General features: G+C 70.7%; 12 protein-coding genes. 9 read left to right on the top strand and 3 right to left on the bottom strand.

Annotated features, from left to right (window positions below):
- Positions 1-207 precede the first annotated feature (207 nt).
- Positions 208-720, top strand: coding sequence for a transcriptional regulator NrdR (gene nrdR / locus G3I41_RS35715; RefSeq protein WP_164404675.1), 513 nt, complete (start codon positions 208-210; stop codon positions 718-720).
- Between the two features lie 164 nt (positions 721-884).
- The gene (locus G3I41_RS35710; protein ID WP_164404674.1) at positions 885-3,788 is read left to right on the top strand and encodes a vitamin B12-dependent ribonucleotide reductase; all 2,904 of its coding nucleotides are present in this window, start codon (positions 885-887) and stop codon (positions 3,786-3,788) included.
- Between the two features lie 66 nt (positions 3,789-3,854).
- Here the strand turns inward: G3I41_RS35710 and G3I41_RS35705 are convergent, their stop codons facing one another.
- Positions 3,855-4,391 (bottom strand): TerD family protein, encoded by a 537-nt coding sequence (locus G3I41_RS35705; protein ID WP_164404673.1) that lies wholly within the window; start codon positions 4,389-4,391, stop codon positions 3,855-3,857.
- Positions 4,392-4,582: 191 nt separating this feature from the next.
- Here G3I41_RS35705 and G3I41_RS35700 point away from each other — a divergent pair, with 191 nt between their 5' ends.
- From G3I41_RS35700 to G3I41_RS35675, 6 genes are all read left to right on the top strand, one after another.
- Positions 4,583-5,188 carry a YdbC family protein gene (locus tag G3I41_RS35700; RefSeq protein WP_164404672.1) on the top strand — a complete coding sequence of 202 codons (606 nt, stop codon included), beginning with the start codon at positions 4,583-4,585 and terminating at the stop codon, positions 5,186-5,188.
- Positions 5,189-5,277: 89 nt separating this feature from the next.
- Positions 5,278-5,937: a histidine phosphatase family protein gene (locus G3I41_RS35695; protein WP_164404671.1), complete on the top strand. Its 660-nt coding sequence runs from the start codon at positions 5,278-5,280 to the stop codon at positions 5,935-5,937.
- 10 nt (positions 5,938-5,947) lie between these two features.
- A complete protein-coding gene (locus G3I41_RS35690; RefSeq protein WP_164404670.1) occupies positions 5,948-6,844 on the top strand; it encodes an ADP-ribosylglycohydrolase family protein in 897 nt (298 codons plus the stop codon).
- Between the two features lie 652 nt (positions 6,845-7,496).
- The gene (locus tag G3I41_RS35685) at positions 7,497-9,014 is read left to right on the top strand and encodes a DUF4173 domain-containing protein (RefSeq protein WP_164404688.1); all 1,518 of its coding nucleotides are present in this window, start codon (positions 7,497-7,499) and stop codon (positions 9,012-9,014) included.
- Between the two features lie 415 nt (positions 9,015-9,429).
- Entirely contained in the window at positions 9,430-10,140 is a 711-nt protein-coding gene (locus tag G3I41_RS35680) for a ribonuclease HII (protein WP_164404669.1), read from the top strand.
- 60 nt (positions 10,141-10,200) lie between these two features.
- On the top strand, positions 10,201-10,815 hold the full coding sequence (locus G3I41_RS35675) for a hypothetical protein (protein ID WP_164404668.1): 615 nt from the start codon (positions 10,201-10,203) through the stop codon (positions 10,813-10,815).
- Positions 10,816-10,920: 105 nt separating this feature from the next.
- Here the strand turns inward: G3I41_RS35675 and G3I41_RS35670 are convergent, their stop codons facing one another.
- Both G3I41_RS35670 and G3I41_RS35665 read right to left on the bottom strand, forming a co-directional pair.
- Positions 10,921-11,550 carry a hypothetical protein gene (locus G3I41_RS35670; RefSeq protein ID WP_164404667.1) on the bottom strand — a complete coding sequence of 210 codons (630 nt, stop codon included), beginning with the start codon at positions 11,548-11,550 and terminating at the stop codon, positions 10,921-10,923.
- Between the two features lie 217 nt (positions 11,551-11,767).
- Complete coding sequence (locus tag G3I41_RS35665; RefSeq protein WP_164404666.1) at positions 11,768-13,939, bottom strand: RecQ family ATP-dependent DNA helicase; 2,172 nt, start codon at positions 13,937-13,939, stop codon at positions 11,768-11,770.
- A 111-nt stretch (positions 13,940-14,050) separates the two neighbouring features.
- Between G3I41_RS35665 and G3I41_RS35660 the strand changes: the two genes are divergently transcribed.
- Positions 14,051-15,230, top strand: a 1,180-nt coding sequence (locus tag G3I41_RS35660; protein ID WP_164404665.1) for a DUF4192 domain-containing protein, incomplete at its 3' end; no start/stop codon positions are given.

Raw genomic sequence — 15,230 nt, 5'->3', positions numbered from 1 at the left:
CGGCCGCCCTCCGGCGCGACACGCGCTTAGGGCCAAATGCGCGGCCGGACCCAAGATCTAGTGGTTGGATAGTTCCGACCGCCCCGAATGTAGTGGTCCCCCGTCCATCGGGGGTGCGGTCATCGCCTATGCTTGAGACCGCTTCGAGGGCCCCTGACCGGGACCGAAGAGGCTATTCAGTCGTGCTGTGAAGGAGGGTTGGGAGCCATGCACTGCCCCTTCTGCAGGCACCCCGACAGCCGGGTCGTCGACAGTCGCACCACCGACGACGGGACCTCGATCCGCCGGCGGCGCCAGTGCCCCGACTGCTCCCGCCGCTTCACCACGGTGGAGACCTGTTCACTCATGGTGGTCAAGCGCAGCGGGGTCACCGAGCCCTTCAGCCGCACCAAGGTCATCTCGGGGGTGCGCAAGGCGTGCCAGGGGCGGCCCGTCACCGAGGACGCCCTCGCCAAACTGGGCCAGCGGGTCGAGGAGGCGGTGCGGGCGACCGGCAGCGCCGAGCTGACCACGCACGACGTGGGCCTGGCCATCCTCGGCCCCCTGCGGGAACTCGACCTCGTCGCCTACCTGCGCTTCGCGTCCGTGTACCGGGCGTTCGACAGCCTCGAAGACTTCGAGGCCGCCATCACGGAACTCCGTGAGCGGCGGCCCCGCGCGGAATCGAGCGGGAGCGGCGAGACCCTCGAGGTCCCCGCCCCCGCCGTCGCCGCCGACTGAGCGGCGGTCGCCGGCCGCGTCGATCCGGGGATCGCGCGGACCGGCACCAGGACCTTGCTCCGGGCGACGTATGACGAATGCGGCGGCCGAAGCATCAGACACACACTGTGCCCGGGGAAGTTCTCGGCACTTCAGGGCGTTTTTGCCCACATATGGGAGGCGGCATGACAGAGACGGCGAGCGGCCCGGCACGGGGTTCCCGCAACAAGGGGACCAAGTCGACTGCGTCCAAGCAGGGCCTGCGTATCGAGCGCATCCACACCACTCCCGGCGTGCATCCGTACGACGAGGTGACCTGGGAGCGCCGTGACGTCGTCATGACCAACTGGCGCGACGGCTCGATCAACTTCGAGCAGCGTGGCGTCGAGTTCCCCGACTTCTGGTCGGTGAACGCGGTCAACATCGTCACCAGCAAGTACTTCCGGGGCGCCGTGGGCACCCCGCAGCGCGAGACCGGTCTGCGGCAGCTGATCGACCGGATCGTCAAGACGTACCGGAAGGCCGGCGAGGACTACCAGTACTTCGCCTCCCCCGCCGACGCGGAGATCTTCGAGCACGAGCTGGCGTACGCCCTCCTGCACCAGATCTTCAGCTTCAACTCCCCGGTGTGGTTCAACGTCGGCACGCCCCAGCCGCAGCAGGTCTCCGCCTGCTTCATCCTGGCCGTCGACGACTCCATGGAGTCGATCCTCGACTGGTACAAGGAAGAGGGCATGATCTTCAAGGGCGGCTCCGGGGCCGGCCTGAACCTCTCCCGCATCCGTTCCTCCAAGGAACTCCTCTCCTCGGGCGGCAACGCCTCCGGGCCCGTCTCCTTCATGCGGGGCGCCGACGCCTCCGCCGGAACGATCAAGTCCGGTGGCGCCACCCGCCGTGCGGCCAAGATGGTCATCCTCGACGTCGACCACCCCGACATCGAGAACTTCATCGAGACGAAGGTGAAGGAGGAGGAGAAGATCCGCGCCCTGCGCGACGCGGGCTTCGACATGGACCTGGGCGGCGACGACATCACGTCCGTCCAGTACCAGAACGCCAACAACTCGGTCCGTGTGAACGACGAGTTCATGAAGGCCGTCGAGTCCGGCGGCAAGTTCGGGCTGCGCGCCCGGATGACCGGCGACGTCATCGAAGAGGTCGAGGCGAAGTCCCTCTTCCGCAAGATGGCCGAGGCCGCCTGGGCCTGCGCCGACCCGGGCATCCAGTACGACGACACGATCAACCACTGGCACACCTGCCCCGAGTCCGGCCGGATCAACGGCTCGAACCCGTGCAGCGAGTACATGCACCTGGACAACACCTCGTGCAACCTCGCCTCGCTGAACCTGATGAAGTTCCTCAAGGACGACGGCAAGGGCAACCAGTCCTTCGAGTCCGAGCGCTTCGCCAAGGTCGTCGAGCTGGTCATCACCGCGATGGACATCTCCATCTGCTTCGCCGACTTCCCGACCGAGAAGATCGGCGAGAACACCCGCGCCTTCCGCCAGCTGGGCATCGGTTACGCCAACCTCGGCGCCCTGCTGATGGCGACCGGCCACGCGTACGACAGCGACGGCGGCCGCGCGCTCGCCGGCGCCATCACCTCGCTGATGACCGGCACCTCGTACAAGCGCTCCGCCGAGCTGGCCGCCGTGGTCGGCCCGTACGACGGCTACGCCCGCAACGCCGAGCCGCACCAGCGCGTCATGAAGCAGCACGCCGACGCCAACGCCGTGGCCGTGCACGCCGACGACCTGGACAACCCGATCTGGGCCGCCGCGACCGAGGCGTGGCAGGACGTGATCCGGCTCGGCGCGAAGAACGGTTTCCGTAACGCGCAGGCCTCGGTCATCGCGCCCACCGGCACCATCGGCCTCGCCATGTCCTGCGACACCACCGGCCTCGAGCCCGACCTCGCCCTGGTCAAGTTCAAGAAGCTGGTCGGCGGCGGCTCGATGCAGATCGTCAACGGCACCGTCCCGCAGGCCCTGCGCCGCCTGGGCTACCAGGAGGAGCAGATCGAGGCGATCGTCGCCCACATCGCCGAGCACGGCAACGTGATCGACGCCCCCGGCCTGAAGACCGAGCACTACGAGGTCTTCGACTGCGCGATGGGCGAGCGTTCCATCTCCGCGATGGGCCACGTCCGCATGATGGCGGCCATCCAGCCGTGGATCTCCGGCGCGCTCTCCAAGACGGTGAACCTGCCGGAGACGGCCACCGTCGAGGACGTCGAGGAGGTCTACTTCGAGGCGTGGAAGATGGGCGTCAAGGCGCTCGCGATCTACCGCGACAACTGCAAGGTCGGCCAGCCCCTCTCCGCCAAGACCAAGGAGAAGGAGAAGGAGGCCGTCACGGCCAAGGCCGAGGACACCATCCGCACCGCGGTCGAGAAGGTCGTCGAGTACCGCCCGGTCCGCAAGCGTCTGCCCAAGGGCCGGCCCGGCATCACCACCTCCTTCACGGTGGGCGGCGCCGAGGGTTACATGACGGCCAACTCCTACCCGGACGACGGCCTGGGCGAGGTCTTCCTGAAGATGTCCAAGCAGGGCTCGACCCTCGCGGGCATGATGGACGCCTTCTCCATCGCGGTCTCGGTCGGCCTTCAGTACGGCGTCCCGCTGGAGACGTACGTCTCGAAGTTCACCAACATGCGCTTCGAGCCGGCCGGCATGACGGACGACCCGGACGTGCGGATGGCGCAGTCGATCGTCGACTACATCTTCCGCCGCCTGGCGCTCGACTTCCTGCCCTTCGAGACCCGGTCGGCCCTCGGCATCCACTCCGCCGAGGAGCGTCAGCGCCACCTCGACACCGGCTCCTACGAGCCGACGTTCGAGGAGGAGCAGATGGAGGCCGAGACCCTGGCCCAGACCGCCCCGGTGCGGACGGAGACCCTGAAGGCGGTCGCCCCTGTCCAGGAGACCGAGAAGGCCGAGCCCAGGACCGCGCACACCTCGGCCGAGCTGGTCGAGATGCAGCTCGGCATCAGCGCGGACGCCCCGCTCTGCTTCTCCTGCGGTACGAAGATGCAGCGCGCCGGCTCCTGCTACATCTGCGAGGGCTGCGGCTCAACCAGCGGCTGCAGCTGATCGCTGAACGGCTGGTGCGGGCAGGTCTTCCCCGGAAGAGCTGCCCGCACCGCTTGTCCGCGGCGCCTACGCGCCGAACGCGCGGCCGCCCATCGCCGCGGCGAACTCCTCGGGGTCGCCGTCGAAGCCCCGGACAGTGCCGTGGAAGTGCCAGCCGCCCGACTCGTCCCGTACGAATGCGGCCACGACGGCCGCGGTGGCGCCCCCGATGGACGCGAAGTCGTCCTCCGCGAGTGTCGTGTAACCCTCGCGGACCTGGACCCGGGTGTTCTCTATGGCGCCGAACGTCTTGCGGCCGTCGCGCTGCTGGATGGCGACGCCGACGACGACCCGGCCATAGGCGTTGGACAGCCGGTCCAGCTCCAGCGTCATCACCTCGTCGTAGCCGAGCCCCTGGCCCGTCCTGCTGTCCCGGTCGAGCGTGATCGTGCCGTCGGGCGCCCGGCTGTCGAAGTGGACGAGGTACGCCGGACTGCCGTACGGCTCGTCCGCCGGGTAGGTCGCCGCGATGATGTCGAGGTCGTTGGGAGCCTCGCCCCGGTCGCTGGGATCCCATTTGATCCGCACCTCGACCTTTTCGAGATCCTTGTTGGGAGTGCTCATCGGACTTCCCTCCTGCGCGCGGGGACGGCGCTCCGGTTCCGTCCCCCGATCATGTCGGCAACGTGCCCCGGAACCAACCGGATTGGGGACGAGCGGCTGAAACGGGCCAGGATCGGGCGGGAGACGGCCGGTTCCGGTGGACTCCGTGGGAGCGTGACCCACGCCACGCCCGACGGTCGTACGATGGCGCCGTGCTGGTCAAGTGGATTCGCTGCAGTGTGTCGGACCGTCGGGGATTCGAGCAGGGGCAGCGGAAGTGGGCGGGGCTGCTGGGTGAGCCGGGGTTCATGGGGCAGGGCGGCGGCTGGAGCCGCGTCCGGCCGGAGGTGGCGCACGTCGTCGCGTTCTGGGAGAACCGCGTCTTCTACGACTCCTTCATGGCGCGCGGCCACGACGCCCTGGCCGCGCAGCAGTCCGGCACGTACAAGGACCTCCAGGTCAAGCTCTTCGAGTACCGCTTCGACGTGAAGACCGGTTTCGAACCGCGCTTCACGGACGCGGATGTGCTCAGGGTGGCCCACAGCCGGGTCCACGAGGACCGGGTCGAACACTTCGCGCTGATGCAGCAGCGGGTGTGGAACCCGGCGATGGCGGGATCGCCGGGGATGCTGCGGGGGGTCTTCGGCGAGGCGCCCGGGCACGAGTTCCTGGTCCTGTCCATGTGGCAGTCCAGCGCGGAACGCGGCAAATACCGGCCGGGCAGCGTGGACCGGCTCTCGCAGCGCGCGGGCACCGAGGAGGACGTGGCGGCGCTCGCCGGCGACGTGGTGCGGCTTGAACCGTCCTGGACGGTGTGACGGCCCCGAGCGGCGGGTACGGCGGCGACATGCACCGACTAATTCCGGACAGGTGCTCAGACGGCGATGACTCGAACTAGTGTCGTTGTATGGCACGACCGCAACGCATCGTTCTTGTCCGGCACGGCGAGTCCGAGGGCAACGCCGACGACACCGTGTACGAGCGCGAACCCGACCACGCGCTGAGGCTCACCCCGGCCGGCTCGCGCCAGGCCCGCGAGGCGGGGGAGCGGTTGCGCGGGCTCTTCGGGGAGGAGCGGGTCAGCGTGTACGTCTCCCCCTACCGGCGAACCCACGAGACGTTCGCGTCCCTCGGCCTGGACCCCGGGCGGGTACGGGTCCGCGAGGAGCCCCGGCTGCGCGAGCAGGACTGGGGGAACTGGCAGGACCGCGACGACGTCAGACTGCAGAAGGCCTACCGGGACGCCTACGGCCACTTCTTCTACCGCTTCGCGCAGGGCGAGTCCGGGGCGGACGTGTACGACAGGGTCGGCGCCTTCCTGGAGAGCCTGCACCGCAGCTTCGAGGCCCCCGACCATCCGCCGAACGTCCTGCTGGTCACCCACGGTCTGACCATGCGGCTCTTCTGCATGCGCTGGTTCCACTGGTCCGTGGCCGAATTCGAGTCGCTTTCCAACCCCGGGAACGGGGAATCCCGGACCCTCGTGCTCGGCAGGGACGGGCGGTACACGCTCGACCGGCCCTTCGAGCGCTGGCGTACTCCTGAGCCCTACGGCATCTCCGGATAGAGTGGAAGCGATGACCGAATCCGCTTCCGACCAGCGCCTTGAGCGCACGCTGGCCAGCCTGCGCGGCCTGTCCGTGGGAGACGCCCTGGGCTCCCAGTTCTTCGTGCCCGCCAACTATCCGCTCCTGAAGGACCGGGCCCTGCCGGCCGGACCCTGGCAGTGGACCGACGACACGGAGATGGCCTGCTCCGTCGTGGCCGTACTCCAGGAGCACGGCCGCATCGAGCAGGACGCCCTGGCCCGGTCCTTCGCGCACCACCACGACTTCGACCGGGGATACGGCCCGGCCGTGAACCGCATGCTGCGCCTGGTCCGCGAGGGCGGCGACTGGCGGGAACTCGCCTCCTCCCTGTTCAACGGACAGGGCTCCTGGGGCAACGGTTCCTCGATGCGCATCGCGCCGCTCGGCGCCTGGTACGCGGATGACCCCGAGCAGGCCACGCACCAGGCGGAGATCTCCTCGTACACCACGCACCAGCACCGCGAGGCCGTGGTGGGCGCGATGGCCGTCGCGGCGGCCGCGGCCCTCGTCGCCTCACCGGCGGGGCCGCCCGCTCCGGAGGACCTGCTGGACGGTGTCGTCGCGCTCGTCCCGCGCAGCGCCGTCGGCGCCGGGCTCCGGCGGGCCCGGGACATGCTCGACTACAAGGACGCGGGCACCGTCGCGGCGGTCCTCGGCAACGGGCGCCGTACCAGCGCGCACGACACCGTTCCCTTCGCCCTGTGGTCGGCGGCGCGGAGCCTCGGCGACTTCGAAGAGGCGTTCTGGGTGACGGCCCAGGCCGGTGGGGACGTGGACACGACCTGCGCCATCGTCGGCGGCGTGCTCGCGGCAAGCCCCGCGGGCGCCCCGCCGGCGCACTGGACGGCCCGCACGGAGCCCCTTCCGGACTGGGCGCCCCACTAGGGCTTGTCTGACGATTCCCGCCTGCCGCGCGACGACGGGAATCGTCGGACAAGCCCAATCACCACCGCGGACACACCGCGCTCAAGGGCCAACCACCCGCCAGCCGCGTCCCCAACCTCACAGGGCCCTACACCTAGCCCGCGGTCGTCCGGGCTGAGCCGCCGCACCGCGTCGGTCGGGCCGCCGCTTCGACTGTCACGGTCCTGCCACAGCCTTTCTCCGCACGGCTGACGGCCGTGGCACGGGGATACTCTTTCGGCCACGCCGCCCTCGGTGATCATGACGACGGGTGCGCACCGAATGAGACGCCGGGGGGCCGCGCGCTGCCCAGGGCACGCGTGAGCGGATCCCGGTGGGGAGGGGTCCCGTGTCAGAAACACCGCCAGATTCACCCCGGCCCGACCCTGCGCCGGACCAGGCCGCCTCACCCCGGCCCACACCGGACCAGGCCACGTCCGAGCAGGCCGGCACCGGTCGGGCCGAGCGGGCGCAGGGGGAGCGGATACCCGCGCCGGCCGCTGCCCGAGCCGTAGGCGGAGGTGGGGTGGGAGGCGGTACGCCGCCCATACCCGATCCGCCCAAGGTTCCGGCCTACGCGGCACAGCGCCCCGGCCAGGGACAACCGAACCCCTGGGGCAAGCCGCCGCCCTCGGTGACGACGCGGCTCCGGGCCGCGAAGCCTGGGCCCGTCCGCGCCGGCACCCTCTGGGCCACCGCCGCGACGGCCCTGCTCAGCATGGTTCTGCTGGGCGACGGCATCGGGCTGAACCTGCTCCTCGTGGCACTTCCCGCCTCGGCCGGCGCCTACCTCTCCGCCAGGGCGGCGGGTCGCACGCTTCGTCCCTGGACCATCGTGTGGGGGATCGGTGGCCTGGCGCTACTGGCCGTTCCCGCGCTCCGGGACGCCGACTGGCCCACCTTCCTCGCGATGGTGTCAGCCCTGGCACTCGGCTCGCTGGCGCTTCACGGCAGCCGGAGCTGGCTCGGCGTGTTCCTGGGTTCCCTCGGTGTGCTCACCTCCGTGTTCGAATCACTGGGCTGGGGCGCCCGCGGTCTGCGCGAGCGCATGTCCGGGTCCCGGGGCCGGTTGGGCGTGGTGTTCCGGTCCGCGGCCGTGGCCGTCGTCCTGCTCATCGTGTTCGGCGCGCTCTTCGCGAGTGCCGACGCCGCGTTCGCGGACCTGCTGGGCAGCCTGACCCCGGATGTGTCGGTCGGTGACGGCCCTTGGCGGATCTTGCTGGGACTCCTCGGCTTGGTGGGCGCCCTCGCCGCCGCCTACACCGCCGCCGCCCCGGTCCGCTGGGACGGGTTGACGGTACGGCCGGGCAAGGCGCGCGGGCGGCTGGAATGGGCCCTCCCGCTGATCGTCCTGAACCTCCTCTTCGCGGCGTTCCTCGCCATCCAGCTCACGGTGCTGCTCGGCGGATACGACAAGGTGATGGCCGAGACGGACCTGAGCTACTCCGCATACGCCCGCCAGGGCTTCTGGCAACTGCTCTGGGCCACCGTGCTCACGCTCGGCGTCATCGCGCTCGCCCTTCGCTGGGCCCCGCGCGGCGGCACCCGCGACCGCGGCCTCGTCCGCTGTGTGCTCGGCACCCTCTGCTTCCTCACGCTCGTCGTGGTCGCCTCGGCCCTGCGGCGCATGGACCTCTACGTCGACGCGTACGGCCTGACCAGGCTGAGGATCTCGGTGGCCGCCGTGGAGCTCTGGCTCGGCGTCGTCCTCGTACTGATCATGGCGGCCGGCGTGTTCGGCCCTCGTCTGCTGCCGCGGGCGGTCGCGGCGAGCGCGGCGGTCGGCGTACTGGTCTTCGGTCTCGTCTCGCCCGACGGGCTCATCGCCGAGCAGAACGTCCAGCGGTACCGCAACGATCACTCGATCGACATCGCCTACCTCAAGGGCCTGTCGGCCGACGCCGTTCCCGCGCTCGACACGTTGCCCGAGCCCCTGCGCTCCTGCGCGTTGCAGGACATCCAACGCGCGCTCCGCGACTCCGACGAGCCCTGGTACGCGACGAGTTGGGGCGAATCGCGGGCCCGGGACATCCTCGGCGACTGGGACCCCGGCTTCCGCGCACTCGACTGCCGGGGACTGAGCACGGGCGACAACGGCGACGAGCGCGGCGGCGGGACGGACGACGTCTACGACCCGTACGACCCGTATTGATCAACCCGTGAGCGAACCACTCGAGTTGTCGTCCGCTCGGGGCCTCCGAGGTCGCTCTTGTCCAGTCGGTGATCCTCGGCGGCGTGCTCCGGCCCTCCACCGACCTCGTCAGAGTGGTGGGCCGAGGCGTCGAGCGAGGTCAGGTCCGCCCGGGGGCCATATGGGAACCGACCGCCCCCGTCATTCCCGCGATGATGTACCGCACCAAGGTGTGCGGCAGTGAGTGGGGCGACACGGAGATCGAGGCGCTCATCGATCAGGCCGCCGTACCGTTTTTCCCGCTCAGGCCCCCACTGAGGGCCGTGCCCGGAGCCGTGTGTCGCGCGCCGTCCGGCGCGCGACCGCCGGGACGAGCCTGCGAGGGGCGCCCCCGGGGTGTTCCTGCCGTCCCCTTCGGCGTACGCTGACAAACGCCATGCCGTACGAACCACCCACGCACACCGTCGAGCGCTCACTGCGCGCCACCACCGGTGCCAAGATCGTCGCCGGTGTCGACGAGGTCGGACGCGGAGCGTGGGCGGGGCCTGTCACGGTGTGCGCCGCGGTCACCGGTCTCCGCAGGCCCCCCGCCGGACTCACCGACTCCAAGCTGATCAGCCCCAAGCGCCGTGCGGAACTCGCGCCGGTGCTGGAGAGTTGGGTCACCGCGTACGGCATCGGTGACGCCTCCCCCCAGGAGATCGACGATCTGGGCATGACCGCCGCCCTCCGGCTCGCGGCCGTCCGCGCCCTGGAGGCGCTGCCGGTCCGCCCCGACGCGGTGATCCTGGACGGCAAGCACGACTACCTGGGCAGCCCCTGGCGGGTCCGCACCGTCATCAAGGGGGACCAGTCCTGCGTCGCGGTGGCCGCGGCATCGGTGATCGCGAAGGTTCGTCGGGACGCCATGATGGCCGAACTCGGCGGGCGGAACGCGGAGTACGCGGACTTCGCGTTCGAGGCCAACGCCGGCTACCCGTCGCCCGTACACAGGGCCGCACTCGAGGAGCGTGGGCCCACCGCCCACCACCGCCTCTCGTGGTCCTACCTCGACGCGCTGCCCCGGTGGCAGCACCTCAAGAAGGTCCGTTTCTCCGCCGAGGCGGCCGCACTGGAAAGCGGGGGCCAGCTCGGCTTCGACTTCTGATCGCGCATATGTGCCCACCCGCCGGTGCCCGCGGTATCGGCGTTTGATAGACAACCACCCATGCCTCTCATCCCCGAGGAGCCTCAGATTCACGAGAGCGCCCAGGGTCCCCGCGCCACCCCGGCCACCGGCCGCGCCGCGTCGACCCCTCGTCCAGTACCCGGTCCGCGTTCAGCGGCCACGCCGCGCCCCGGTCGCCCGGTGCCCGGCCCCCGGCCTGCGCCCCCGGCGCAGCGCCAACGCCCCACATCCGGTCGGCCCCAGACGGCGCCGCCGGAGAATCGTTCCGCACCGCAGCTCCAGGTCATCCCCGCATCGGCCGACGGGGCGCTCGACGCCGCCGACGAGGCGGTGGATCTGCTGCTCGACTCAGGTCGCGCGCCCGGTGACATCCTGGTGTTGACCACGGGCGGGCAGCACCCGTGGGCCACCCACGAGCTGTCCTTCGGTGAGGCCGCCTACTGGGCCCAGCTCGAAGCGGGCGACGACGTCTTCTTCGCCGCGGCCACTGCGGACCGGGTCAAGCCCCGGCCCGTCGTGGTCGTCGCGATCAACGGCCCGGCCGACGACGCGACCGCGCGGGCGCTGGTCAAGGCTCGCGAGTCCGCCGGTGTGCTGCTGATCGTCTGCGGTGACCCGCAGCGGGTCAACGCCGCGCTCGGCGCCGGCGTCTGAGCTTCGTCGTCGGCGGGTCCGCGGCCCGTTCCGTCGCGGCGTGACCCGGCGGCTTCGGCGGTCCGGCTGTCCGTGAGGGCGGCCGGACCGTTGAAGCCTGCCCAGTCAGCGTGCGGCGGAACGGTGCAGTGCCTGCGCTGCCCCGCCGCCGGTGCGCGACGGGGCCTGTTCGGAGGGCAGAGCGGTGTCGGCGAGGGCAGAAGGCCGCGACATGGAGTTCGGACGGCGACCGCCCCGGCCCTCGCCCAGCACCTGCCAGCCGCCCCGGGTCAGTGTGATGTACGCGCCGCACCGCAGCCCATGCAGTGTGCAGGCGTCCCGCAGCCCCCACATCCACGCTCCGTCCTCCTCCGTCCAACGCTCGTCCCCTTCGCGGCAGTAGAGCAGTACCGCGGTGCGGACGGGGGTGCGGCGGCGCAGATCATGCGGGACGACGCGGCGCAGATGTGCCAGCAGTGAGTTCCGGAACTCCCAGCCATCGGCCGTCACGGAGCGACGGGCGAAAGAGGCGCTTGCCGTCAGACGCTCCTCGTGGTCCAGGACGGCGACCACAGCGGTGGCCGGGGTCGGCCGGTGCCTGTAGTGCAGGCCGCTGACCACCTCACGTGGGCTGCGCAGCAGGGGTATTCCGGCCGCCGCCCACTCTGCCGGTTCGAGCATTCTGGCAAGGCGGTTGGCGGAGTCGGCGGCTGTCGACATCGAAGTGGCTGCGGACGGAGCGAATCCGAAGGTCACGGTCCTCCCTTCGCATACGCGCCCACGATGCGGGCAGGGTCGGGTGAGGGCGCGCCGCGGCACAGCCCTTTCGGGCCCGCGAAGGGACCGTGCGGGGAGCGAGTCCAATTCTTCCTGGCGTATCGGCAGGCGGCAACGAGCAATTGGTGAGGCTGACGGTATTCAGCCGGAATGACACGGATATCCCTGCCCAGTCCGGCCCCGTTCGACGCTCCCGTCACGCCTGAACGGCGAGGACCAGCGGAAACACCGCCTCCGCCCCGGCCCGACGCAGCAGGCGGGCTGCCACGGCGAGAGTCCAGCCGGTGTCCGAAAGATCGTCCACGAGCAGTATGGGGCCGTCCACGCCCGCCAAGGCATCCGTGAGATCGGGCGTGACGACCAGCCTCTCGTGCAGGGCGCGGACCCGCTGTGCGCTGTTGGTCTGCGATATCCGGACGGCATCGGCGTCCGGCGCCAGGCTCACACTCCCGAGCAGGGGCATCCGGCCCACTCCGGCGATGTGCCTGCCGAGTGATTCGATGAGCTGGGGTCTGCGGTCCGAGGCGATGGTGACCACGCCGACCGGGCGGGAGACGGCGTCGGCGGCCCCAGGAGCCCAGCCTCCTGGGCCCTTGGCCCAGTCGGCCAGCACGGTCACCACGGCATCGGCCACGTCGCCCGGCACCGGTCCGTCGGGTGCCTGCGCCGCCAGTATCGGGCGCAGCCTGTTGCCCCACCCGATGTCGGTGAGCCTGCCGAGCGCCCGGCCGCTGCCGGCGAGCTCCGTCGGCGGGATTCTGCCCTTGAGATCGACACCCACCGACGCGAGCCCGGTCGGCCACATCTTGCGGGGCTCCACCTCCACACCGGCCCTGCGAAGCTCACCCTTCGCGGTGTCCAGAGCGGCGTCGGAGACCGCGACGTCGAACCGGCCGCCGGCGCAGTTGTCGCAACGCCCGCACGCGGTCGCCTCCTCGTCGTCGAGCTGACGGCGCAGGAACTCCATCCGGCAGCCGTCCGTCGTGGCGTAGTCGCGCATGGCCTGCTGCTCCGCGGCGCGTTGACGGGCCACCCACGCGTAGCGTTCGGCGTCGTAGACCCAGGGCTCTCCCGTCGCGGTCCAGCCGCCCTTCACCCGCCTGACCGCCCCGTCGACGTCGAGCACTTTGAGCATGCTTTCCAGCCGGGCGCGCCGTAGATCGACCAGCGGCTCCAGGGCGGGCAGCGAGAGCGGCCGCCCGGCCTGACTCAGAGCGTCGATCGTGCGCCGGACCTGCCCCTCCGGCGGAAAACCGACCGACGCGAAGTACTGCCAGATCGCTTCGTCCTCCTTGCCCGGCAGGAGCAGCACCTCGGCATGCTCGACACCGCGCCCGGCACGGCCCACCTGCTGGTAGTAGGCGATGGGGGAGGACGGGGACCCGAGGTGTACGACGAAGCCGAGGTCGGGCTTGTCGAAACCCATGCCGAGCGCGGAGGTCGCCACCAGCGCCTTGAGCCGGTTGGCCAGCAGGTCGTCCTCCGCCTGCTGCCGTTCCGCGTTCTCGGTGCGGCCGGTGTAGGAGGCGACCGTGTGTCCGCACTGGCGGAGATACGCGGTGACCTCCTCGGCGGCCGCGACCGTCAGCGTGTAGATGATCCCCGAGCCCGGAAGCTCCTTGAGATGGTCCCCGAGCCATGCCAGGCGGTGGGCCGTGTTGGGCAGTCGCAGCACGCTGAGGCTCAGACTCTCCCGGTCCAGCGAGCCCCTCAGCACGAGCGCGTCCGCACCGGAACCGGTACCCAACTGCTCCGCCACGTCAGCGGTGACCCGGGCGTTCGCCGTGGCGGTGGTGGCGAGCACCGGCACACCGGCGGGCAGGTCCGCGAGCATCGTCCGCAACCGGCGGTAGTCGGGCCGGAAGTCGTGGCCCCAGTCGGAGATGCAGTGCGCCTCGTCCACGACGAGCAGTCCGGTGGTCGCGGCGAGCCGGGGCAGCACCTGGTCGCGGAAGTCGGGATTGTTGAGACGCTCGGGGCTGACCAGCAGGACGTCGACCTCACCGGCGGCCACCTCGGCCTGCACGGTGTCCCACTCCTCCGTGTTGGACGAATTGATCGTGCGCGCGGTGATGCCGGCCCGGGCCGCCGCCGCGACCTGGTTGCGCATCAGCGCCAGCAGCGGGGAGATGATCACCGTCGGCCCGGCGCCGAGCGCACGCAGAAGAGAGGTGGCGACGAAGTACACCGCGGACTTTCCCCAGCCGGTGCGCTGGACGACCAATGCCCGACGCTTGTCCGCGACGAGTGCCTCGATGGCCCGCCACTGGTCCTCGCGCAGCCGCGCGGTGCCGGAGGCGTCTCCGACGAGTCGGGCCAGTACGGAATCGGCCGAAGTCCTGAGCTCTGCACGGTCTGCGTTGGTCATGCCCCCATGCAACCCGATGGCACCGACAACCGCGAACAGTCGATCGCTCTCTGTGGATAAGTTATCCACAGGGGGTAGCGGGAAGGCCTCGGTCCGCGAGACGGTCTGGCCATGAACAAGCACCCCGAATCAATCGGTCCCTCCGAGGAACAGCAGATCACCCTGCGAGGCCCGGCCGAGCTGGCCGACGCTCTCCCGTATCTCATGGGCTTCCATCCGAGCGACAGCGTGGTCATGGTCGCCCTGCACGGTGGCCGAGGCCGGTTCGGAGCCAGGCTCAGGCTCGGCATCCCGCAGTCCCCGCTGGAGTGGCCGACGGTCGCCGAGCAGCTTGCCGAATGCCTGATCAAGGGAAGCGAGCGGCGTGACGCCCGGCCCGACGCCATCGTCGTCTTCCTCTGCCAGGACCCGGTGGACGGCGAGACGGGCAACCAGACCATGGAGCGCCTGCGGCCGTTCGCCCAGCGGTTGCGTACAGCGTGCGGGGCGCTGGACGTGCCGGTTCTCGAAGTGCTGTGCATCTCGGGCAACCGGTTCTGGTCCTACGTCTGCCCCGACGCCCGCTGTTGCCCGGCGGAAGGGAACCCGCTGGCCATGCCCGGCACCTCGGTCATGGCGGCGGCGGCCACCTATGCCGGCATTCAGGTACGGGGATCGCTGCGCGAGATGGAGGCGAGGCTCACGCCGCTCACCCGCACATCGGGCGCCGCCCAGTTGCGCGCCCTGGACGCGGCGGGCAGCGCGATGGTGCCCTTGCTGCTCGACCGGGAACGCCGCCAGGAGCTAGTGGGTGACACGCTGGAACTCGCGGGCCGCCTGATCGACCGCCTCGGGGAGGCGTCCGCGACGGCACCGTCCCTCGCGGACATCAACGACGACCGGCTGATCAGCGACGAGGAGGCGGCGTCGATGATCCTCGGTCTCCAGGACAGGGAGACCCGCGACAGGGCGGCCGAGTGGATGGAAGGCCCGAAGGCGCTTGCCGCCTTGCGGCTCTGGCGGGCGCTGGCCCGCCGCTGCGTCGCTCCGTACGAAGAACACGCCGCAGCCCCTCTCACGCTGGCGGGCTGGGTCTCCTGGTCGACCGGCGACGAACCGGCCGCGCGCGTCGCGCTGGGACTCGCTCTGCGCCTCGATCCGCATTACACCTTTGCGCAACTGCTGCACGAGGCGTGCAATCAGGGGCTCGACCCGGAGACGCTGCGGCGCTGCCTGCGCGGCGAGCGCAGCATGCGGGCAGGCCGGCACGGCCGGCGTGCGGAACGGGTCGCGGGGGCCCGTTCCGCCCGGG

This window comes from Streptomyces sp. SID9727 (assembly GCF_010550605.1).
In the GTDB taxonomy this organism is placed as follows: domain Bacteria; phylum Actinomycetota; class Actinomycetes; order Streptomycetales; family Streptomycetaceae; genus Streptomyces.
This window is presented reverse-complemented; position numbering and strand designations above follow the sequence as displayed.

Coding starts and splice junctions, on each gene's coding strand:
- nrdR (WP_164404675.1), top strand. CDS start 208: ATGCACTGCCCCTTCTGCAGGCACCCCGACAGCCGGGTCGTCGACAGT.
- G3I41_RS35710 (WP_164404674.1), top strand. CDS start 885: ATGACAGAGACGGCGAGCGGCCCGGCACGGGGTTCCCGCAACAAGGGG.
- G3I41_RS35705 (WP_164404673.1), bottom strand. CDS start 4,391: ATGAGCACTCCCAACAAGGATCTCGAAAAGGTCGAGGTGCGGATCAAA.
- G3I41_RS35695 (WP_164404671.1), top strand. CDS start 5,278: ATGGCACGACCGCAACGCATCGTTCTTGTCCGGCACGGCGAGTCCGAG.
- G3I41_RS35690 (WP_164404670.1), top strand. CDS start 5,948: ATGACCGAATCCGCTTCCGACCAGCGCCTTGAGCGCACGCTGGCCAGC.
- G3I41_RS35680 (WP_164404669.1), top strand. CDS start 9,430: ATGCCGTACGAACCACCCACGCACACCGTCGAGCGCTCACTGCGCGCC.
- G3I41_RS35675 (WP_164404668.1), top strand. CDS start 10,201: ATGCCTCTCATCCCCGAGGAGCCTCAGATTCACGAGAGCGCCCAGGGT.
- G3I41_RS35665 (WP_164404666.1), bottom strand. CDS start 13,939: ATGACCAACGCAGACCGTGCAGAGCTCAGGACTTCGGCCGATTCCGTA.